Origin of the sequence: Burkholderia sp. ABCPW 14 (genome assembly GCF_001523835.1) — a bacterium.
Taxonomy (GTDB): Bacteria; Pseudomonadota; Gammaproteobacteria; order Burkholderiales; family Burkholderiaceae; genus Burkholderia; species Burkholderia mayonis.
This window is the reverse complement of the sequence record NZ_LOVS01000196.1, coordinates 57,996-78,393: the sequence shown is the minus strand read 5'-3', so window position 1 is coordinate 78,393 and position 20,398 is coordinate 57,996. Positions and strand designations below refer to the sequence as shown.

The 20,398-nt window shown below is 68.7% G+C and carries 16 protein-coding genes and 2 pseudogenes; 7 read left to right on the top strand and 11 right to left on the bottom strand.

Going from position 1 to position 20,398, the window contains the following annotated elements; genetic code table 11:
- Positions 1-286 precede the first annotated feature (286 nt).
- Entirely contained in the window at positions 287-2,032 is a 1,746-nt protein-coding gene (locus tag WS62_RS29330) for a cyclic peptide export ABC transporter (RefSeq protein ID WP_066489933.1), read from the top strand.
- Between the two features lie 356 nt (positions 2,033-2,388).
- Here WS62_RS29330 and WS62_RS29325 read toward each other — a convergent pair whose 3' ends face one another.
- Positions 2,389-3,624, bottom strand: a complete 1,236-nt coding sequence (locus tag WS62_RS29325; protein WP_066578586.1) for an NADH:flavin oxidoreductase/NADH oxidase family protein — start codon at positions 3,622-3,624, stop codon at positions 2,389-2,391.
- A 75-nt stretch (positions 3,625-3,699) separates the two neighbouring features.
- Between WS62_RS29325 and WS62_RS35385 the strand changes: the two genes are divergently transcribed.
- Both WS62_RS35385 and WS62_RS29320 read left to right on the top strand, forming a co-directional pair.
- The gene (locus WS62_RS35385; protein WP_082721388.1) at positions 3,700-4,164 is read left to right on the top strand and encodes a MerR family transcriptional regulator; all 465 of its coding nucleotides are present in this window, start codon (positions 3,700-3,702) and stop codon (positions 4,162-4,164) included.
- A 1,090-nt stretch (positions 4,165-5,254) separates the two neighbouring features.
- Complete coding sequence (locus tag WS62_RS29320) at positions 5,255-7,474, top strand: putative bifunctional diguanylate cyclase/phosphodiesterase (protein ID WP_231748444.1); 2,220 nt, start codon at positions 5,255-5,257, stop codon at positions 7,472-7,474.
- Between the two features lie 144 nt (positions 7,475-7,618).
- On the opposite strand, the gene WS62_RS29315 is transcribed toward WS62_RS29320, so the two are convergent.
- From WS62_RS29315 to WS62_RS29285, 7 genes are all read right to left on the bottom strand, one after another.
- Entirely contained in the window at positions 7,619-8,704 is a 1,086-nt protein-coding gene (locus WS62_RS29315) for an iron-siderophore ABC transporter substrate-binding protein (RefSeq protein ID WP_082721395.1), read from the bottom strand.
- Between the two features lie 137 nt (positions 8,705-8,841).
- Positions 8,842-9,648 (bottom strand): siderophore-iron reductase FhuF, encoded by an 807-nt coding sequence (gene fhuF / locus WS62_RS29310; RefSeq protein WP_066578464.1) that lies wholly within the window; start codon positions 9,646-9,648, stop codon positions 8,842-8,844.
- Positions 9,645-11,756 carry a Fe(3+)-hydroxamate ABC transporter permease FhuB gene (fhuB, locus tag WS62_RS29305; RefSeq protein WP_066578459.1) on the bottom strand — a complete coding sequence of 704 codons (2,112 nt, stop codon included), beginning with the start codon at positions 11,754-11,756 and terminating at the stop codon, positions 9,645-9,647. Before fhuB ends, fhuF begins: the two co-directional genes overlap by 4 nt.
- The gene (locus WS62_RS29300) at positions 11,753-12,670 is read right to left on the bottom strand and encodes an ABC transporter ATP-binding protein (RefSeq protein WP_066578457.1); all 918 of its coding nucleotides are present in this window, start codon (positions 12,668-12,670) and stop codon (positions 11,753-11,755) included. The genes fhuB and WS62_RS29300 overlap by 4 nt, the downstream gene beginning before the upstream one ends.
- 14 nt (positions 12,671-12,684) lie before the next feature.
- Positions 12,685-13,710 carry a TauD/TfdA family dioxygenase gene (locus tag WS62_RS29295; RefSeq protein WP_066578456.1) on the bottom strand — a complete coding sequence of 342 codons (1,026 nt, stop codon included), beginning with the start codon at positions 13,708-13,710 and terminating at the stop codon, positions 12,685-12,687.
- Between the two features lie 40 nt (positions 13,711-13,750).
- On the bottom strand, positions 13,751-14,011 hold the full coding sequence (locus WS62_RS29290) for an MbtH family protein (protein WP_066578455.1): 261 nt from the start codon (positions 14,009-14,011) through the stop codon (positions 13,751-13,753).
- 87 nt (positions 14,012-14,098) lie between these two features.
- Positions 14,099-14,770 carry an RNA polymerase factor sigma-70 gene (locus WS62_RS29285; RefSeq protein ID WP_066489902.1) on the bottom strand — a complete coding sequence of 224 codons (672 nt, stop codon included), beginning with the start codon at positions 14,768-14,770 and terminating at the stop codon, positions 14,099-14,101.
- A 197-nt stretch (positions 14,771-14,967) separates the two neighbouring features.
- Between WS62_RS29285 and WS62_RS29280 the strand changes: the two genes are divergently transcribed.
- Entirely contained in the window at positions 14,968-15,621 is a 654-nt protein-coding gene (locus tag WS62_RS29280; RefSeq protein ID WP_066578453.1) for an aspartate/glutamate racemase family protein, read from the top strand.
- A gap of 47 nt (positions 15,622-15,668) precedes the next feature.
- Here the strand turns inward: WS62_RS29280 and WS62_RS39105 are convergent.
- From WS62_RS39105 to WS62_RS29270, 3 genes and pseudogenes are all read right to left on the bottom strand, one after another.
- Positions 15,669-15,746, bottom strand: a pseudogene (locus WS62_RS39105) (SDR family oxidoreductase); the annotation flags it as partial.
- Positions 15,743-17,293: an FGGY-family carbohydrate kinase gene (locus WS62_RS29275; RefSeq protein ID WP_066578450.1), complete on the bottom strand. Its 1,551-nt coding sequence runs from the start codon at positions 17,291-17,293 to the stop codon at positions 15,743-15,745. The pseudogene WS62_RS39105 and the gene WS62_RS29275, both read right to left, overlap by 4 nt.
- Positions 17,294-17,325: 32 nt before the next feature.
- Positions 17,326-17,532: pseudogene (locus WS62_RS29270) on the bottom strand (erythritol/L-threitol dehydrogenase); the annotation flags it as partial.
- 244 nt (positions 17,533-17,776) lie between these two features.
- Between WS62_RS29270 and capA the strand changes: the two are divergent.
- From capA to WS62_RS29260, 3 genes are read left to right on the top strand one after another with little or no spacing between them, the layout of a single operon-like run.
- Positions 17,777-17,920 carry a capistruin family lasso peptide gene (capA, locus tag WS62_RS37080; RefSeq protein WP_108027033.1) on the top strand — a complete coding sequence of 48 codons (144 nt, stop codon included), beginning with the start codon at positions 17,777-17,779 and terminating at the stop codon, positions 17,918-17,920.
- A gap of 51 nt (positions 17,921-17,971) precedes the next feature.
- Positions 17,972-18,691: a lasso peptide biosynthesis B2 protein gene (locus WS62_RS29265; protein WP_066578446.1), complete on the top strand. Its 720-nt coding sequence runs from the start codon at positions 17,972-17,974 to the stop codon at positions 18,689-18,691.
- Positions 18,627-20,378 (top strand): lasso peptide isopeptide bond-forming cyclase, encoded by a 1,752-nt coding sequence (locus tag WS62_RS29260; RefSeq protein WP_156441180.1) that lies wholly within the window; start codon positions 18,627-18,629, stop codon positions 20,376-20,378. Before WS62_RS29265 ends, WS62_RS29260 begins: the two co-directional genes overlap by 65 nt.
- Positions 20,379-20,398 lie beyond the last annotated feature (20 nt).

Genomic DNA, 20,398 nt, shown 5'->3' with positions numbered 1-20,398 from the left:
GGCCGCAAAAGGGCCGCTTCAACAATGAGACGAATCACGTCTGAAATTTTTTACCGCGCTGTTTACCCGGCGCGGCGGCGGGCGTGTGGCCGGCGCGCGCCGCGACGGCTCGGCAGGCGCGCCCGGACGCCATCGGCGCCGGCATCGGCACCCGCCAAAGCAAAGTCCGCGGGTAAAGATTCCGCCCGCCCGTTCGTCTAGCAGGCAGAGGGCGCGCACGCGCCTCGCCGTCCGCTTCGCCGCGTCGAAGCGCCGTCCCGATTTTCATTTGACTCGTAACCTGCCGATGACCGCTGCCACCGGGCGCCTCGACGCCCCGCCCCCGACCGATTCCGGACCCGCCGCGAAGTACGCGCGGCGCCTGATCCTCGCGCTTCTGAAGCGCTCACGCGGCGCGTTCGCGATCGCGCTCGCCGCGTGCGTGCTGAACGGGGCGTCGAGCGTGCTGCTCGTCGCGACGTTGAGCCGGGCGCTGTCGCAGCCCGGGGCGGCCGACGCCACGCTCGCGTGGCGCTTCGGGCTGTGCGCGGTGATCGCGCTCGTGACCCGGATCGTCACCGGCGTGCTGTTCGCCCGCCTGTCGCAGGACACGATGGCGCAACTGCGCGAGCACGTCGCGCGGCGCGTCGCGGCGGCCGAGCTGCAGGACGTCGAGCGGATCGGCGCGGCGCCCGTCCAGTCGGTGCTGACCGACGACGCGACCAACGTGTCGATGCTGTTCTTCGCGCTGCCGAACCTCGTGATGCACGGCTCGATCGTGTTCGGCTGCCTGGGCTATCTCGCGTGGCTGTCGTGGCCCGTGTGCCTGCTCGCGGTCGCGGCGATCCTCGTCGGCTCGGTCGGCTACCACGCGGGCGACAAGCGCGCGATCGCCTGGCTCGAGGATGCCGGTCGCTCGCAGGACAAGCTGTTCGGCTATCTCGGCGCGCTTTTTTCGGGCGCGAAGGAGCTGAAGCTGCATCAGGCGCGCTCGCGCCAGTTCGTCGACGGCCAGTTGGGCGCCGCGATCGCCGAAGTGCGCGACCATCGCCGCCGCGCGTTCAGCGCGTACGCGATCGGCGTCGGCTGGATCGTGTTCCTGTTCTATGTGTTCCTCGGCGTCGCGGCGTTCTGGCCCGCGCTCGGCGTGCGCGGCGACGGCCCCGCCGCATCCGGCTACGTGGTCGTGTTCCTGTTCATGCTGCTGCCGCTCGACGGCCTGCTGAACAACGTGCCGACGCTGAACGCGGCGCGCGTGTCGCTCGAGCGGATCGAAAAGCTGATGGCGCAGTTCGGCGCGCTGCGCACGGCGCCGCCGCCCGACGAGCGCGCATCGCACGTGCCGTTCGACACGCTCGCGCTGCGCGACGTCACGCATTCATACTTCCACGAGCGCGACGAGCGGATGTTCCGCGTCGGCCCGATCGACCTGACGCTGAAGCCGGGCGAGCTCGTGTTCATCGTCGGCGGCAACGGCAGCGGCAAGACGACGCTCGCGAAGGTGCTGACGGGCCTCTACGAGCCCGAGAGCGGCGCAATCGAGCTCGACGGCAAGCCGATCGGCCTCGCCGAGCGCGCCGCGTACCGCGAGCGCTTTTCGGCGGTGTTCAACGACTTCCACCTGTTCGACGCGCTGCTCGGCATCGTCGATCCGAGCGACGCGGCGCGCGCGCAGGCCGACGCGCGCGCGAACGCGCTCGTCGCGAAGCTCTCGCTCGATCACAAGGTGCAGGTCGTCGACGGCGCGTTCTCGACGCGCGCGCTGTCGACGGGGCAGCGCAAGCGGCTTGCGCTCGTCGTCGCGTATCTCGAGGATCGGCCGCTGTATCTGTTCGACGAGTGGGCGGCGGATCAGGACCCGGCGTTCAAGGCGGTGTTCTACGAGCAACTGCTGCCGGAGCTGCGCGCGCGCGGCAAGACGGTGATCGTGATCAGCCACGACGATCGGTACTTCCCGATCGCGGATCGGGTGCTCAAGCTCGATAACGGGAAGATCGTCAGCGAGACCTACGGGGCCGAGCGGGCAGTGTTGGCGAATGGGACGGCGGGCTGATTCGGAACGGAATCGTCGTGCGCGGGGCGGTCATGGACGGCCCCGCGGTCGCGTCCGCGCGGACGTGTCGCTCGAACGAGCGGGCGCGGGAGCGCGCGCACGCATTGCCGCTCGTGGGCTTTCTCTTCGCGATCTCGCGGGCATGCGGCTTCCCGACAATCAAGGCGAAACGCGGAATTGCGCCCAGCCGGCGTTAGCCCGCCGCGCTCCTGCAATCTGCCGTCTAGCGCCGAGATAGCGGCGAATGCTGTTTGGGTCCGGCGTCGCCCGGGTAGCCGCGGAGTGGATTCGAATACCATCCTTCTGCTGACGCCGCAGCCGCTTGACCAGCGAAAAACGGCACGACGACCATGACGCTAACGGGGCGTTCTGCGGACCACCCATCGGCGGTAACGCCGTGTCTGGCATGCGGCGGCGAGCTGCTGAAACACTAGGGCCTTGAGCGGCGAGACGTCCGGGTCGGCCGCGCGTCCCTCGCTGAGCCGCTTGAGCTGAAACTTGACGACCGCCATATTGGCCAGCGAGCCCAGCGCCTTGTTCCTCCAGGCAATCGGCCGCAGCGTCGGCGCGTTGTCCTTGCCCTCCTGCCAGTCGCGCGGCAGGTTCGGATCGATCGATAGCGCCGTTGCGATGCCAACCATCGCGATGCCGCTGTCGATCACCTCGTCGGCCACCGCGCGGCGGCGAATGCCGCCCGTGACCATCAAGGGCATGTGCGCAATCGCCACGATATCGCGCGCGAATTCAAGGAAGTACGCTTCGCGCGCAAGCGTGCGGCCATCGCGGGCTTGTCCTTGCATGGCCGGAACCTCATAGCTTCCCCCGGAAAGCTCCACGAGATCGACACCGAGCGGATTGAGCATCTCGACCACGCGCCTCGCATCGTCGGGACTAAAGCCGCCGCGCTGAAAATCCGCCGAATTCAGCTTGACGGCGACCACGAACCCGGGCGCGACCGCGCTTCGCACTGACCGGACGATTTCGACAAGCAGGCGTGCGCGATTCTCGATGCTGCCGCCCCACTGGTCCTGTCGCTTGTTCGTTATCGGAGAAAGGAACTGGCTCAGCAGATAGCCGTGCGCCGCGTGGATCTGTACACCTGTGAAGCCGCTTTGTTCCGCGAGCTGCGCGCTGCGCGTGAAGCGCCGCTGCACATCGGCGATGTCCTGCTCGGTCATTTCTTTCGGCACGGGAAACTGCCTGGACAAAGCGCCCAGCTCCAGCGCAACCGCGGACGGCGCGAGCGTGGCCTGGCCGAGCGCGGCCTGCATCTGACGGCCGGGGTGATTGATCTGCATCCAGACATGCGCGCCATGCGCGCGCGCGATCTGCGCCCAGCGGCGAAAGCGGTCGAGACGAGCGTCGTCCTCCAGGACCACGCCGTTCGGTCCGGTCATTGCACGGCTGTCCACCATGACGTTGCCGGTCAGGATCAGACCGGCCCCGCCCCCGGCCCAGGCATCGTACAGGCGCAAAAGCGCGTCGGACGGCGCATGGTCCGCATCCGCCATGTTCTCTTCCATGGCCGCCTTCGCCAAACGGTTCGAGATCGCGGCGCCATTGGGCAGCGTAAGGGGCGTGAACAGCTTCATCGGCGTATCCTCGATTGACGACAGATCGACGTTAACCTTAAAGTCAACTTCAATGTCAAGCGCCGGGAGACGGAGATGAAGATTGGCGAGCTGGCGAAACTGAGCGGCATTGCCGCCTCGCGAATCCGGTTCTATGAAGCGCACGGTCTGCTTCAGCCCGCGCAGCGGCAAGCCAACGGGTATCGTGAATATGGTCCGGAGACAGTGACCCGGCTGGAAATCATCCATCGTGCGCAGGGCGCGGGTTTTTCTCTGGAAGAAATCCGGGCGATCCTGCCGCCTGATCTGAATACGTGGCCTCACGAAGCGCTGCTTCAGGCATTTCGGCACAAGATCGATGAGATCGAATTGCTGGAGCGGCATTTGGCACAGAGCAAGCGCGACCTGCTCGCACTCATCGACGAGATCGCGAACAAGACAGCGGGCGAGGATTGCAAGGATGCGGCAAAGCGTGTGCTCGACAGGTTGCGTCGAGACGGGGTGGGCCAATCCCCGACGAACGGTCGCTCGCGTCCAGCAAGAACGCGAACGCGCGCTTGATTCACGCAGCCCGAGTGCCGAACGGCACCCGCCATGGCCGGCGCGCTATCTGAAACGTGCGACGGGCATCTATGGCGCAAACGCGAAAGTCCGGTCCAAGCGTCGGGTGACGGCCCGGCCAACTGAGTGGCCCTTGTCACCGCGCAAACAGTCTGGGCGACTGCGCGAATCGGAGTGGCTGAGTTGAAACGAGTCGGCCGCGGCGCGATCGCGTCGTGCGGATGCCGGCCGTTGCAGCCGTCGACCGGAGCCTGGAGCCTGGAGCCTGGAGCCTGGAGCCTGGAATCCGGAATCCGGAATCCGGAATCCGGAATCCGGAATCCGGAACCCGGAACCCGGAATCCGGAATTTGATCGTGGACATTCGAGCGTCGGTCGTACGCTGGCAGCGGACCGTCATGCGCCGATCGTCCACGCGGCCGCCCCACAAGCTGACAACGCCACGTGCGGCCCTCAATTCGCCGCCGAGCGCGAGTGAAGTCCTCGACGACCTAAGTTTGTCAGATGGATACGCGCGACTATACTTTTATCGTCTGATGAGATTGGCCCGATCCATGGGCGCAACCTGACCACGAAGCATGCGCAGCCCGACGCATGGGGCGATCCGGTAAGCCGACGTTGACGCATTGAACCCCAAGTCGCCGCCAGCGCGGAGCAACCCGAAACGTCCAACCCATGCAGCGCAATCGAATGTCTGCGGCCTGATCCGTCGCCGCGAAGTCTGCGAGCGACCGCATGCAGCCGATTGGTTCGGTACGGCTGCGATCGCGATGCGCGAGATCGATGCGCCCTCTTGACGTGTTCGGCGCCCGTTTTTTCCGGCGACGCGCCCAAGGGTCGGTTCGTTGCAGCGGCCACCGATAGCGGGATCGGGCTTGCGGGGAGAACCTGGCATGCGCTTTCAATCGAGGCTTCATCACGAACAGGGCTGGCCCGAGCCTTCCGCCGAACCGCACTGGCCGCCAAGGGGGACACGGCCCGCCAGACGCACGGCAACTGCCTCGGCCGGCGCGTGGCATTTGTCCAGAAACCACCAGGGAGCCGCTGAAAGGCATCGCGCGAGCGAACAGATCGGGACAGTCAATCGCCGTGTGCTGGTGATCGACGGCGATGACGCGACTCACCAGGATTTCCGCAAGATTCTCGTGGGCCGTGAAACCACGCCGGACACCACCCGGCCGCCCTTTGCCGGCGAGGCTCCAGCCGCTCGCGAAGCGTTTCAGGTCGATTCCGCATATCAGGGCCAGGAAGCGCTCGAACGGGTCGTGCGCGCGCTGACGGAAAACAGACCCTATGCGATGGCCTTTATCGACATGCATATGCGGCCCGGCCGGGACAGCCTTCGGACCATCGAACGACTCTGGCAAGTGGACCCGCAGTTGCAATTCGCGCTGTGCAGCTCGCAGTCCGATTACCCGCGGGGGACGTTGACGAGGCGCCTCGGCGCAGACCACCGCGTGCTGATCCTCAAGAAGCCGTTGGACAACATCGAGATCCGCCAGGCGGCGTGCGTGCTGACCACGAAGTGGCAGACGACCCAGGAAGCGGCCTTCAAGACGAGCGGCCAGGAAGAGGCTGTCGAGGAGAGAACCAAAGCGCTTGCCGAAGCCGACATCTTCGTCCGGAACAGTCCGGTCATCCTTTACCGTCTGCGTGGCGAGCCTTCGTTTCCGCTCGTCTACATATCGCATGACATCACCCGATTCGGCCACGACCGCGCCGCCTTGCTGGCCTCGCCGGCGTGGGCCCGCGAGCTCGTCGATCCGGACGATCAGGCTAAGATCGATGAGGCGCTCGCGCGCGTCATGGAAAAGGACGTCGACGGCGTCTCGATCGAGATCCGCTTGCGCACCGGCGACGGCGCTTGCCGTTGTGTCGAGAATCGCTACGTGCCGGTCCGCGACGAGAGTGGACGGCTGATCGAAGTCGAAGGGATCGTCATCGACATCACCGAGCGCAAGGCCGCGGAGGAAAAGATCGCGCAGTTCGCTCGCACCGACGCGCTCACGGGTTTGGCGAATCGGGCCAGCTTCGTCGCGCGGCTGTGGCAGGCTTTTGCCGCGGCCCAGCATGGCGGCACGCCGTTTGCGATTTTCCTCGTCGATCTCGACCGCTTCCAGCTGGTCAACGACAGACTGGGCTCCCCGATCGGCGACCTGCTGCTTCGAGAGGTGGCGGCGCGTCTCGGGAACTGCGCGCGCGCGAGCGGCCTGGTTGCCCGGCTGGGCGGCAACGCCTTCGCCGTGCTGCAAGGCGAGATGGACGAGCCGGCGAACGCCGGGGTACTGGCTGCGAAACTTCAAACGGCGCTGGCATCTCCCTATCGGCTCGACGGCAACGATGTGCGTATCACGGCGAGCATTGGCGTTCGTCCATACGTCGAAGGCGACGAGGGGGCGGACGCCATGCTGGCGCAGGCCGAATTGGCGCTCCTCCGCGCGAAGCACATGGGCGGCGGCCGGCATCGCTTTCATTCCGACGAGCTCGACCGGGCGGTACTCGAACGTGTCGCACTCGCCGAGGACTTGAGGGGGGCGATTGATCGCGGCGAGTTGGAGCTTCAATACCAGCCCGAGGTCGAGTTGTCCTCCGGAAATATTTTGGGAATGGAAGGCCTGGTTCGCTGGCATCATCCGACGCGGGGCCTCGTTTCCCCCGGTGTTTTCATTCCGATCGCCGAGCGGGACGGCACCATGGAGGCGCTCGGGCACTGGGTGCTAGACCAGGCGTGCCGGCAAATGAGGACATGGCGCGACGAGGGGGTGGCCCCGCTGATGATCGCGATCAATCTGTCTCTGTTCGAGCTCAAGAGCGCTCGGGCGTTCGTGCGCGATGTCGCTGAAACCGCCGCGAAATGGCGTCTCGCGCCCTCCGATCTGGAGTTCGACGTGACCGAGACGACGCTCGCCAGGCTCGCGTGGGCGCAGTCCGACGTGCTCGCGCGGCTACATGAACTCGGCGCGAAGATCGCCATCGACGATTTTGGCAGCGAATTCGCGTCGTTCGACTACGTCAAGGCATATCGCGTGAACCATCTCAAGATCGCGCAATCCCTGGTCCGACGGTCCACCATCGATCCCGAAAGTGCGGCGACGATCCGCGCCATCGTCACCTTGGCGCACGATATCGGGACCGGGGTCATTGCCCAGGGCGTGGAGACCGAGCAGCAGCGCGCGTTGCTGGCCGCGACGAATCGGGCGACGAACGCGCAAGGCTTCCGATTCAGCGAAGCGGTGGGGGCCGCTCGAGCCAGCGAACTCCTGCGCCAAGGGCACATCGCGCCATGCGCGGGGGCTTGTTCAGAGGAGTAGGCGCGCGATCTCGATCGTCGCGGCGGCCAGTTCCGCCCGCCCCATGGCGCCGCCTACGCGTTTCGGTGTGCGGTGGACGTCGAACCTGGCGAGCTCGGCCGGGACGAAGGGACGATTGGCCGACGGCCGCCGGCGCGTCCGAGGCTATCGGCGCAAGCGCGGCTCCGGCAGCGCCAGCAACCGCTCGGTCATCTCGTCGGCCAGCCGCAGCGCCGACATCGGCCCGCCGAACCCCCAGATATTGCGCTCGACAAGCGCGACCCGCCCTGCCCGTTGCGCCGGCACGAACCGCCAGATCTTCGAATCGAGCTTCGCGTCGAGCGGCACGCCCGGCTCCGTCGCGCTGACGAACAGCACCGCCACGTCAGGCTGCTTCAGCAGATCCTCCGACGTCACATACGCCGTGCCTTCGCGCGTCGGCTCGCCCGGCCACGGTTCGAGGCCGAGCGCGCGCGCGATGCCCGCCGACGCGCTGTTGCCCGTAAACGCCCAGTAGCGATCCGGCAACCCCAGCTCCTGCAGCCACGCGACGCGCTCGCCCGAGCGCCCCGCCGCCGCGATCCGCCGCGCGTCGCGCGCGAGCCCCGCGTCGACCCGCGCTTGAACCGCACGCGCCTGTTGCTCGCGCCCCGTCAGACAGCCGATCGTGCGCAGGATCGCCCGCGCCCAGTCGAACTGCGTGACCTGCCGCCCGTCCTGCACGTAGTTCGGGCTGTACTTGAACAGCACCGTCGGCGCGATCCGCGACAGCGCATCGAAGATCGGCGCATGCCGCAGCCCGACACCCAGAATCAGATCCGGTTTCGCGGCCGCGATCGCCTCGAGGCTCGGCTCCTGCCGCGTGCCGACGTCCGGCACGCGCGCGAGCCGCGCGTCGTCGTAGCCGATCCAGACCGGGTAGTACGCGGGATCGGCCATGCCGGCCGGCGTGATGCCGAGCGCGGCGAGATCTTCGGCGAACATGAATTCGAGCACGACGATCCGCACCGGTCGCGCGGGCAGCGTGCGGCTGAATTGGGACACGGTCGGATCGTCGGCGAGCGCACGGCAGGCGGCGGGCGGCTCGCCTGCGCGCGCCGGTTGCGCTGCGCACGCGATGCCGGCGACGAACGCCGCGGCTAGGGCGGCCGACGACCGTGCACGCCACGCAAGGCCCGGCGCGTGCGCCGACCGCGTCGCGCATGCGCCGACCGACAACCGCGGCCATCGCGCAAAGCGCGTCGTTCGCATCAACCGCATCCCGACCGTCTCGATCGGCGGCCGCAGGAACCTCGCGAACCACAACCAAGATATCGCTCTCGCCACTGCCGCGACGCCGGCATCGACCGGCATCGACATGAATCGCGGACGGCGCGACACGCGCGCCATCAATGCGCGGCGTCCTGCTTCGCAAGTTCGTCGTCGCACATCGTCAACAACAGCGGACAGCTTCCACACAGTTGGTCTTCCCCAGGAATTTCATTGCGCAGGCAGCACACGCGGCGCGCGCGGAACGGATCAGGCAGCCGTGCCGAGCACGGCTTCACGCGGCGCACCGGCAGCCGCAGCGGATTCGCGTCGCCGTGCGCGTCGACGGGACCGAACAGCCATGCGGCGTCGGCCGCCGCGCGCGGCATGTGCGCGCATTGCTCGAACAGATAGTCGAGCAGATTGCCCGCGTTGGCCCACAGCACGCGCGGCGACAGCTTCGCGAGCGCGGCGAGCGAATCGATCGTCGCGCGCAGATGATCGACGAGCGCCGCGTAACGCGGCGCGGGCTCGGATTGCGCGGGCCGCAGCGCATCGGGCTCGAAGATCAGCGCGATCGGCATCCCGGCGCGCAGCGCGACGCGCATCCGCGACGGCGTCATGTCGAGCGGCCGGCCGAGCAGCAGCGCGGTGGCGAAGCCCGCCGACGCGGCCAGGTTGAAGTAATACTTGCTCCATTGCGACAGCAGCGCGCGCGCATGCGCGCTGGCATCGCCGCCGTACAGCGCGGCCATCGCGCCGACGAGCGCATCGCGCCGGCTCGCGAGCGCCGCGGCCGGGATCACGTCCGGCGGCTCGCCGCCATCGACGGCGAGCGCAGGCTCGTCGTGCGCATCGGGCGCGCCGAGCCACACGTGCTCGAGGTAATGCGCGATCGATGCCGGCGCGAGCGTCGAAAAGCGCGTCGCGCGAACGCACGCCGTCACCGCCCGCCCCGCCGCTCGCGTCGCGCTTCGGCGATCAACAGCGCGAGCAGGTATGGCGCGCCGATCAATGCGGTCAGCACGCCCGCCGGAATCTCGCGCGGCGCGAGCAGCGTGCGCGCGGCGACGTCGGCGGCGGCGAGCACGAGCGCGCCGCACGCGGCGGCGACCCAGAGGCGCGTCGCATGCGTGCGCGCGCCGAGCATCGCCGCGAGATGCGGCGCCATCAGCCCGATGAAGCCGACCGGACCGACCGCCGCGACCGCCGCGCACGCGGCGAGCGTCGCGATCGTCAGCACGAGCGGGCGCAGCGCCGCGATCGGCAGGCCAAGCGCGGCCGCCTGATCGTCGCCGAGCGCGAGCAGATCGAGCGGCTTCGCGAGCAGCACGAGCGTCGGCAGCGCGAGCACGCACCACGGCAGCAGCGCGACGACCTCGCCCCAGCTGCGCCCATACGTGCCGCCGACGAGCCAGACGACGAAGCGCGCGGGCTGCACGCTCTCCTGCGTGATCAGCCATTGCGCGAGCGTCGTCCACAGCGTGCCGATCACGATGCCCGTCAGCGCGACCGCGAGCGGCGCGTAGCGATGCCGGCGATTGAGCAGGAGCGTCAGCGCGAGCGTCGCGCCGCCGCCCGCGAGCGATGCGGCGACGAGCGTCCCGTGCGCGGCGAGCGGCCATGCGACGAGCGTCGCAAGCGTCGCGAATCCCGCGCCTTGCGTGACGCCGAGCACTTCAGGCCCGGCGAGCGGATTGCGTACGATGCTCTGCATCAGCACGCCGGCGGCGCCGAGCAGCGCGCCCGCCAGCAGCGCGCACAGCAGCCGCGGCACGCGCAGATCGAGCACCATCCGCGCGAGGTCGTCGCGCTGCGCGAGCGCGGCGAGCCAGCGTCCGGGGCCGAGCCACGCCGGGCCGAACGATGCGCCGATCACGAGCACCGCGCCCCCCATCAAGAGCAGCAGCGACGCAACAGCCGGCCACGGCAGCGCGGCGAGCGCCCGGACGACGCGAGCGCCGCCGCGCGTGCTCGCCTGCGCATGCGTCGCCTGCTGCGCCGCGCCGGACCACGCGGCGCCGCGACGGATCATCGCGAGCATCAGCGGCGTGCCGACGAACGCGATCGCGACGCCCGTCGACAGCGTCGAATCGAGTCCGAGCGCGAGCACCGCGCTGTCGGTGACGAGCACGAGCGCGCCGCCCGCCAGCGCGGCGAGCGGCACGAGCGCGCCGAGCTTCGACGCTTTCGCGCCGCGCACCTGCCGCATCAGGTTCGGCGCGATCAGCCCGACGTACGACAGCGGCCCCGCGATGCTGAGCGCGACGCTCGCGAAGCCCACCGCGACCGTCGTCGCCGCGAGCCGCGTCGCGTCGACGCGCACGCCCGCCGCGGCCGCGGCATCGTCGCCGAGCGCGAGCGGATCGAGCGGCCGGATCACGAGCGGCAGCGCGACGAGCGGCGCGACGAGCCAAAGGAGCGCATCGCGCAACCCGGCCGCGCCCGGTTGATAGAGGCTGCCGCTCGCCCACAGCGACGCGCCGACGACCGTCTCTTCGAAGAACGCGAGCAGGAGCGTCGTGATCGCCGAGAACAGCAGCATGCAGACGCTGCCCGCGAGAATCAGCCGCAACGGCGTCGCGCGCCAGCCGCCCGCCGCGGCCGACACGCAGCCGGCGGCGGCGAGCCCGCAAACGAACAGGAGCGGCACCGACGCATGGCCGGCGAACGCCGGCACGAGCATCGCGGCGATCAGGCCGAGTTGCGCGCCGCCCGTGATGCCGAGCAGATCGGGCGCGGCGAGCGGATTGCGCGTGAGCGCCTGAAACAGCGCGCCCGCGACCGCGAGGCAGCCGCCCGCGACGAGCGCCGCGGCGACGCGCGGCGCGGCGAGGTCGAACAGCAAGATGTGCGCGAGCTGGGCGGCGTCGCTGCCCGCCGGCGCGGCGAGCCACGTGTGCAATTCGGGCGCGAGCCGCATCGCGGCGACGACGACGATCAGCGCGGCGAGCGCACCGGCGATCGTGCCGACGCGGCTCGTCGCAACCGAACGCGACGCTCCCGATGCGCCTGTGCCGCGACGCAGGCGCTTGCGGACGGCGAGCGTCGTCATGCGGCGAGATCCCGTTGCGCGCCAGCGCCAGCGCGACGCACGGCGGACTCGCCGGACTCGCCGGCTTCGCCACCCACGTCGCCCTCGGCGCCGCCCGCCGTCGATTCGGCATCGAGCACGCCCTCGTACGCGGGCACGCACATCGGCGCGCCGGTGAGCGGATGCGCGGTCTTCAGCATCGCGACGCCGAACGTCGCCCGCAAAGGATCCGGCTCGAGCATCGCGTCGGGTGTGCCCTGCGCGACGATCCGGCCCGCGCGCATCAGCACGATTTCGTCGCTGTACGCGGCCGCCTGGTTGAGGTCGTGCAGCACCCAGACGATCGTCAGGCCGCGCTCGCGGTTGAGCCGCCGCAGTTCGCGCAGGATGTCGAGCTGGTGATGGATGTCGAGATACGTGGTCGGCTCGTCGAGCAGCACGATGGGCGCCTGCTGCGCGAGCGCCATCGCGATCCACGCGCGCTGCCGCTCGCCGCCCGACAGCGCCGCGACGTCGCGCGCCGCGTCGTCGGCCAGGCCCGTCGTTGCAAGCGCTTCGTCGATCGCGTCGCGATCGGCGCGCGACAGCCCGCGCAGCCATCCGCCGTGCGCGTAGCGGCCGTACGCGACGAGCTCGCGCACCGTGAGCCCCGAGGGAATCTGGTTGAACTGCGCGAGCATCGTCAGCGTGCGCGCGAGCGCGCGCCGCCGGTACGAACCGAGCGGCACGCCGTCGATTTCGACGGCGCCCGACAGCGCGGGCTGCAGCCCGGCGAGCGTACGCAACAGCGTGCTCTTGCCGCAGCCGTTCGGACCGCACAGTGCGGTCCCCCGCCCCGCCGCGATCGACAGATCGAGGCCGTCGAGCACCCGATGATCCCGGTAGCCGACGCTCAACGCGCGCGCCGCGAGCGCCGCCACCGTTTCGTTCTTCATCGTTTCTTCATCCGCTAACTGCCCTTCTTTCCTTCTTTTTCGCGATGGCTCTGCGCCATCGCGACCACCACCTTGCGCGGCCCCTCGAACGGATCGCGCGCGTGCGCGGTCAGCATGTTGTCGAGCATCAGCACGTCGCCCGTCCGCCACGGGAACACGATTCGCTGCCGGTCGAGCACGCCGCGGATCTCCGCGAGCGCGTCGGCTTCGAGCGGCGCGCCGTCGCCGTAATAGGCGTTGCGCGGCACGTTCTCGATGCCGACCGCGTCGACGAGCGCTTCCTGCATGTCCGCGTCGAGCGCCGACAGATGAAAGAGATGCGCCTGGTTGAACCACACGAGCTCGCCCGTGCGCGGATGGCGCGCGACCGCCTGGCAGCGTTCGCGCGTACGCAGCAGCGGTTCGTCGTCGTCGCTTTCGCGCCATTCGCAGTCGATCCCGCGCGTCGCGCAGATCCGCTCGACTTCGCGCGGATCGTCGGTGCCGAACGCCTGCTGCCACGGCAGATCGAGTCCCTGCCCGAAGTTGCGCACATACAGCAGCTCGCGCTCGGCGAAGCGCGCGACGAGCGCCGGATCGAGCGCGCGATGGATCGCGCGGCTGTCGGCGATCGGCGTCGCGCCGCCCGTGCGCGCGGCGAGCGCGCAGTGGAACCAGATCCGCAGCGGCCACTCGCGCGTGTACGACTGCTCGTTGTGCAGCGGGATCGAGCGGTGCGGCGGGTACTCGGTCGACGTGTAGACCGCACCCTCGACCTGGCTGCGCGGCGTCGACGCGAACTCGTAGCCGATCAGCGGATCGCCGCAATCGGCCGCGAAGCGCTGGAACGTCTCGATCGACGCGACGTGAAAGCCGGTGAAAAGCACGCCGCCCGCGCGCTCGACGACGTCGTCGGCGATCTCGCGCAACAGCGGCGCGGCGGCGTCGAGCGCGATGTCCGCGCCCTCGCGCGGCGACACGACGCTCGGCAAACCAGGCTCGACGCGCAGGTCGTCGAGCGTCGGGCGGGCCGCAACGGCCGGCATCGAAAGCTGAGTCATCCGGGAATCCTCTTGCGATACGGACGCGATACGCGCCGGATTACGACGCGTTCGCCGCGTCCAGATGGCGGCGCAGGCTCGCGGGACGCATGTCGGTCCATACGGTCTCGATGTGCGCGAGGCAGTCGGCCTTCGGGCCGCGCACGCCGGTTTCGCGCCAGCCGGCCGGCACCGCGCGGAACGTCGGCCAGATCGAATACTGCTCTTCGTCGTTGACGACGACCGTGTAGACAACGTCGTCGGCGTCGGCGTCGGCGGCCGCGCCGGCCGGCGGGTTCGAGGGTTGCTGGGCTTGCGTCATGATCGAAGAAGCTCGCTAGAAAAGTTGGGAAGGCGGCGCACGGCGCGCGCCGCGTCTACTCGATAGACGAATCGCGCAAGCATTTTTTTACCGGCCGCGCGCGCGACCGCCGCAGAACACTGGGCACGCGAGCCCGCGCGCGGCTGCGTCGACGCACGCGACGCAGTGCCGCTCGGCGTCGCGGACCATGAAATGCACGAGCGTCTGCGACACGTTCAGCGCGCGCGCCGCGCTCTGCAGCGTCTCCTCGCGCAGCCGCACCATCTCGAACGCGGCGCGGCTGCGCGCCGGCAGCTGCGCGAGCGCGTCGTAGACGTGGCGCAGCGTGTCGCGCACGACGAGCGCCGCCTCGGGCGACAGTTCCGGCGACGGCACGTCGAGGCCGTCGTCCTCGTCCGCGTGATAGGTGTTCTCGAGCGTCTGGCGGCGGCACGCGTCGATCGACGCGTTGCGCACCATCCGCGTCACGTACGCGACGGGCTGCCTGATCGCATCCTGGTTCGGGAAATCGACGAGCTTGACGAACACGTCGTGCACGACGTCCTCGGCCCGGCTCGCGCAGCCGACGAAGCCGCGCGCGAGCTTCACGAGCATCGGCCGGTTCGCGACGAGCACGTCGACGAGCGCGCCGTGCGCGGGAGCGGACGCCGCGCGCAGGCCGGTGCGCGACGGCGCTCGCGGGCCCGGCGAGCGCGCGGCGTTCGAATCGGGGATCGGTAACGGTTTTGCCGGCGCCGGCCGAGCGAGCACTTCCGCCATGGATTCTCCAGATGTTTTCCCAATGACGGCAATCTAACGTAAACGCGAATCGTTCTCAATCTGATTTATTTATACCCTGATAATCTCGCGGGATTTGCCGTTTTGCGGGATGTCGCCGGTCGATCGTTGTCGACAATGAAACGATGACGCTACGATGCAGCCTTCGCCCATCCACGGCGCTCGTCGCGCCTTTTTCGATGCCGCTCATCGCCTGCCTGCATACCGCCGACAGCAACGTGCCGCTCTTCGAGTGCGCGGCCGCCGCGCTCGGTCTCGCGCCCGGATCGCTCACGCATTGCGTGCGGCCCGAACTGCTCGCCGCCGCGGAGCGCGCGGCAGCGGCCGGTTCCGGGCTGCCCGCCCCGATTGCCGAGCAAACCCGGGCGGCGCTCGTCGTGCTCGCGCGCGATGCCGATGCGGCGCTGCTCAATTGCTCGACGCTCGGACCGAGCGTCGACGCGCTCGCCGCGCATGCGAAGCCGATCGTGCGCGCGGACGCGGCGCTCGCCCGCGCGTGCGCGCAGGTCGGCCGGCGCGTCGCCGTGCTGTGCGCGGCGGCGAGCACCGAGCGGCCGACGCGCCAGTTGTTCGAAGAGCAAGCGCGCGCCGTGGGCGCGCGGGTGGAGGTGCGGATCGTCCCGGGTGCGTGGGCGCGCTTTCACGCGGGCGATGCGGCCGGCTATCGCGCGTTGCTCGCGCAAGCGGCCGACGCCGCGTATGCGCGGGGCTTCGATATCGTTGCGTTCGCGCAGACGTCGATGGCGATCGCCGCGCCGGACGTGACGCCCGGACCGCCGCCTTTGACGGTGCCGGAGGCCGCGCTCGCGAGCGTCGTTGCGCGGTTGCGTTGACCGGCGCGAAGCGCATTCGGCTCGGCGGAGGCGGGCGACGCGCGCGCCGCAGCCGCGCGGCCGATCCTGCTCGATGCGCCCGTCACGAGGATCGATCGGCCGTTGAAATCGAATGCGACGCTCATGATGTCTGCAGTCCGTGCATGAAGGGTTGGAGCGCCGGATAGAGCCCGGCGTAGAGCGAAAAGCGCGCGTCGTGGAGCGCCGCGCGCCGCGCATCGGGACGCGCGCGCTCGGCGAGCGTGACCCAGCCTCGCCGCGCGGCGTCGCGCGACACGAGCCCCGCGCCGACCGCCGCGAGGAGCGCCGCGCCCATCGCGGCTTCGACGTCCTCGGCGATCGTCCATACGGGGTAGCCGGTGATGTCGGCGACGCTCTGCATCCACAGATCCGAATGTGCGGCGCCGCCGACCACGACGAGCCGGTCGTCGAGCGCGAGCGCGCCCGTGCCCGCCGCGCCCGCGGCGATGTTGTGCCGCAGCGCGTAAGTAACGCCCTCGAGCACCGCGCGATACAGATGCGCGCGCGTGTGATAGAGCGACAGACCGACGAACGCGCCGCTCGCCTTCGCGTCCCACACCGGGCTGCGCTCGCCCATCAGATACGGCAGGAACATCACGCCGTCGCTGCCCGCCGGCACTTGCGCAGCGGCCGCCTCCAGCAGGCGATGCGCGTCGCCGTTGGGCGTCGCGCGCGCGGCTTCGACCTCCGCATGGCAGAACTGCTCGCGAAACCACGACACCGACGCGCCCGCCGTGATCGCGCCGCCGAACACGTACAGATCGCGCCGGCCGTCGAACACGTGCGGCATGCTGACGAGCCCGTGCCGCGCGTCGGTCGTCTCCGCGATGTAGCCCCAGCACATGCTCGTGCCGATCATCGCGACGTGCTGGCCGCGCCGCGCCGCGCCCGCCGCGAACGTCGCGACCGCCGCATCGACGCCGCCCGCGATGACGGGCGTGCCGGCCGGCAGGCCGAGCGCGTCCGCCCATTGCGCGAGGAGCCCGCCCACTGCCGCGTCGGAATCGACGAGCCGCTCCGGCATCATCGTCGCCGGGATGCCGAGCATGTCGAGCGCTTCGTCGGACCAGTCGCGGCGATCCAGGTCGTACACGCCGCCGATGTTGCCCGCGGCGCTGTGGTCGACCGCGAGCTCGCCCGTCAGCAGATACGCGACGTACGCGTTCGGCGGCACGAAATAGCGGATGTTCGCCCACACGTCGGGCCGCTTGCCGCGCAGCCACAGCATCTTCGTATAGCCGTAGTAGCTGTCGACGCCGTTGCCCGTGATCGCGGACAGTCGCTCGACGTCGACGTTCGCGCGCACCCAGTCGACTTCGTCGGTCGCGCGCCGGTCCATCCAGATGAGGCACGGATGGAGCGGCCGCATCTCGCGATCGACGGGAATGCCCGAGCCCCCGTACAGGCTGCTCACGCAGAGCGCCTCGATCGACGCGGCGTCCACGCCCGCCGCGCGCGCATCGGCGACGCAACGCGCGATGCACTCGCGCACCGCGTCGAACCACACGGCCGGCCACTGCTCGGCCCATAACGGCTTCGGCGTATCCGGCCGGTACGCCGCCGCGCGCTGCGCGACGATCGCGCCGTTCACGCCGGCCAGGACCGCCTTCGTGCTCTGGGTGCCGATGTCGACACCAATCACGTATCCCATGTCGCCTCCGCGATTCGGTTAGCGGCGCGCGGTCAGCGGCGCGGCTTCATCAGCACCTTGATCGAGTCGAGCGAATTCGCGCCCCGGATCGCGTCGTCCCATTCGTCGAGCGAGAAGCCGTGCGTGACGATTCCCTTCGACCTGACGCGCCCGCGCGCGAGCAGATCGATCGCGACAGGATAGCAATACGGGCCGAGATGCGCGCCGCGCACGTCGAGCGCCTTGCGATCGCCGATAAGCAATGCGAGTTTTATTTTGTTTCCAAATTCCGGAATTAAGCCGACAAATCCGCATTTCCATTTTTCAACAAAGATAAATCGTCCGTTCGAGATAAATTATCGAATTCAAGGATATAAAATTACTTCCATGGAGAAAATAATATTCCGATTGAATTTCTTGAGAAGCGATGCTATAAACCTAACGCCGGGCACCTTACTATCATGAAAGGCATCCGGCGAAATCGATATTTTTTAGGAGATTAAAATGGTTCGACTTTTGGCGAAGCTTCTCCGCATCACGATCCAGGGCTCCAACGGCGTCAGCCTGGACGCGGTTTCCTCGACGCACGGCACGCCGGGTTTCCAAACCCCGGACGCCCGCGTCATTTCGCGCTTCGGATTCAATTAATTAGCGTTTCGTGAAGCCGATGGGGCATTTCGCCCCATCGGAAAACCAACCATGATGCTAGCCCGCCATTGCCATATCGCGGTATTCGATCAGGCGATCGTCGCGCTCGATATGCGGCGGTCACGATATTTCCTTTATGACGAAGCATGCGCGAGTGCTTTTGCCGACCATTATCTGGATTTCAAGCCGGTCGATACATCGCGCGCATTGAAGCCGCTGATTGACGACCGGATCATCGTCGCCGAATCGCCGGAGCCCGCCCGGAGCCGCATCGCCGATTACCGCGCGTGGCGCTTCGACGCGTTCGAGTCGGGCGTATGGGCAAGCCGGGTGCTCGGCGAGCGGAACGCTTCCCGTTTCGAATGGCTGCCGTTCTGGCGCATCGTGCGCAGCGCGGCGTCGCTCAAGATGCGCGGTTTTCACGCACTTTCCGCGCTCGAGCGGCTCGACGCCCGTCCCGCGAACGCCTCGTCCACGGACGGCGACGGCTCGTCGCAAACGGTCGAGCGCTATCTGCGCGCGTCGATCTGGTCGCCCTTTCGCATCACATGCCTGCAAATGTCGCTCGCGCTCGCCGCGCATCTGAGGCGGGAGAACGTGCCTGCTCAACTCGTGATCGGCGTGAGGCCGATGCCGTTCATCGCCCATGCTTGGGTCGAAGTCGACGGGCGCGTGTGCGGCGACGAACCGGACCTGAAAAAGAGCTATGGCGAAATCTATCGAACGCCTCGACCTGACGAACGCGCCGCCCCGGTCGGGCTGGCGGCTTGAACGGCGCGCGTGGACGGACGCGGTCGGATATCGCGGTCTGCTGTCCTGCAACAGCGGACCCGATCGGCCGATCGGCGTGACGTTGCTCGAAGTCGGCGGCCGCGCGTACCTCCGCGACGCGCACTCGAGCCTCGATCGCGCGCTCGCGCGCGCCCGCACGCTGACCGACGCGCGCGACGTCGTCACGCGCGGCGTCTGGGGCGCCTACATCCTCGTGCTCGGCGAAGCGGCGACCGGTCGCCGGCTGTTCCTGCCCGACCCGCTGCATTCGGTCCGGCTCTATTACCGGACGGCCGGAAACGGCCGCGTCGACATCGATCCGCAGGCGGCGAACCTGCTCGACGGCGCGCCGATCGACTGGAACTTCAACTACCTGATCGAATTCGCGTGCACGCAGTTCGGCCCGCTTGACGAAACGCCTTTCGCGTCGGTCCGCGCCGTGCCGCCCGGATGCGCGCTCATCGTCGACGCCGACGGGCAATGCACGATCGAGCGCGCGTGGCTTCCGCGCACGGGCGCCGTCGACGACGTCCGCGCGTCGTGCGCGGCGGCGCTCGACGACGTTTATTCGAGCATTGCACGCAGCCATCCGAACGTATGCGCCGCGCTGTCGGGCGGCGTCGACTCGTCCGCGGGCGCGATCTTCCTGCGCAAGGCGCTCGGCGCAGACGCGCCGCTCGCCGCCGTCCACCTGTTCTCCACGTCGTCGCCCGACTTCTACGAGCGCGACATGGCCGCGCGCGTGGCCGATTCGATCGGCGCGGAACTCATCTGCATCGACATCGATCGTCATTTGCCGTTCTCCGAACGGATCGTGCGGACGCCGCCCGCCAGCCTGAGCCAGGACATGCTGTTTCTCGGCATCGACAAGGCGGTATCGGGCGCGATCGGCCCGTCGTCGGTGCTGCTTGAAGGCCAGGGCGGCGATCTGCTGTTCAAGGCGGTGCCGGACGCGAACGCGGTGCTCGACGCGCTTCACGGCAAAGGATGGTCGTTCGCCCTTCGCACGGCGGAGAAGCTCGCGATGCTTCACAACGACTCGATCCCGCGCATTCTGCTGATGGCGGCGAAGATCGCGCTGAGAAGACGGCTGTTCGGACAGGACACTTCGGTGTCGCAGCAGACGATGTCGAAGCTGTTCGCGTCGCACGCGCCGCGCGCGGCGGCCGGGCAGGCGCGCATCCGCACGCCGCGGGATCTCCGCGCGGACACCCCGTCCGGCGAGTCGATCTCGGTGCTCGACCGGTTCGTGTCGATCATGACGCCCGTCACCGACGCCGCGTATACGAGCCGGCTCAACCCCTATCTCGCGCAACCGGTCGTCGAGGCGACCTTTGGCCTTCGGAGCTACGACAGCTTCGATCACCGGAATGACCGGATCGTGCTGCGCGAGATCGCATCGGCGCACACTCCCGTCGACGTGCTGTGGCGAAGGACCAAGGGATCGTTCGGCATCGGCTTCGTGAAAGGGATCGTGTCGCATTACGACGCATTTCGCGAACTGATCCGCGACGGCGTGCTGATGCGAAGCGGCAAGATCGACGAAACCGAACTCGAGCACGCGCTGAAGGCGGTGCGCGTCGGTCAGAACGCGGCCGCGATCAGCCTCGCGCTCGTCGGGTGCGTGGAGGTTTTTTGCGCATCCTGGCAGAATTTCGTCGCGAACCGGCGCGTTGTGGCATGCTGACGAAGCGTTTTGCCGCGCCC

Excerpts from the sequence above, each read along its gene's own strand:
- WS62_RS29295 (WP_066578456.1), bottom strand. The coding sequence starts at position 13,710 with ATGACTCAGCTTTCGATGCCGGCCGTTGCGGCCCGCCCGACGCTCGAC.
- capA (WP_108027033.1), top strand. The coding sequence starts at position 17,777 with ATGGTTCGACTTTTGGCGAAGCTTCTCCGCATCACGATCCAGGGCTCC.
- WS62_RS29280 (WP_066578453.1), top strand. The coding sequence starts at position 14,968 with ATGCCGCTCATCGCCTGCCTGCATACCGCCGACAGCAACGTGCCGCTC.
- WS62_RS29275 (WP_066578450.1), bottom strand. The coding sequence starts at position 17,293 with ATGGGATACGTGATTGGTGTCGACATCGGCACCCAGAGCACGAAGGCG.
- WS62_RS29265 (WP_066578446.1), top strand. The coding sequence starts at position 17,972 with ATGATGCTAGCCCGCCATTGCCATATCGCGGTATTCGATCAGGCGATC.
- fhuB (WP_066578459.1), bottom strand. The coding sequence starts at position 11,756 with ATGACGACGCTCGCCGTCCGCAAGCGCCTGCGTCGCGGCACAGGCGCA.
- WS62_RS29285 (WP_066489902.1), bottom strand. The coding sequence starts at position 14,770 with ATGGCGGAAGTGCTCGCTCGGCCGGCGCCGGCAAAACCGTTACCGATC.
- WS62_RS29260 (WP_156441180.1), top strand. The coding sequence starts at position 18,627 with ATGGCGAAATCTATCGAACGCCTCGACCTGACGAACGCGCCGCCCCGG.
- WS62_RS35385 (WP_082721388.1), top strand. The coding sequence starts at position 3,700 with ATGAAGATTGGCGAGCTGGCGAAACTGAGCGGCATTGCCGCCTCGCGA.
- WS62_RS29325 (WP_066578586.1), bottom strand. The coding sequence starts at position 3,624 with ATGAAGCTGTTCACGCCCCTTACGCTGCCCAATGGCGCCGCGATCTCG.
- WS62_RS29330 (WP_066489933.1), top strand. The coding sequence starts at position 287 with ATGACCGCTGCCACCGGGCGCCTCGACGCCCCGCCCCCGACCGATTCC.
- WS62_RS29290 (WP_066578455.1), bottom strand. The coding sequence starts at position 14,011 with ATGACGCAAGCCCAGCAACCCTCGAACCCGCCGGCCGGCGCGGCCGCC.
- WS62_RS29300 (WP_066578457.1), bottom strand. The coding sequence starts at position 12,670 with ATGAAGAACGAAACGGTGGCGGCGCTCGCGGCGCGCGCGTTGAGCGTC.
- WS62_RS29315 (WP_082721395.1), bottom strand. The coding sequence starts at position 8,704 with ATGCGAACGACGCGCTTTGCGCGATGGCCGCGGTTGTCGGTCGGCGCA.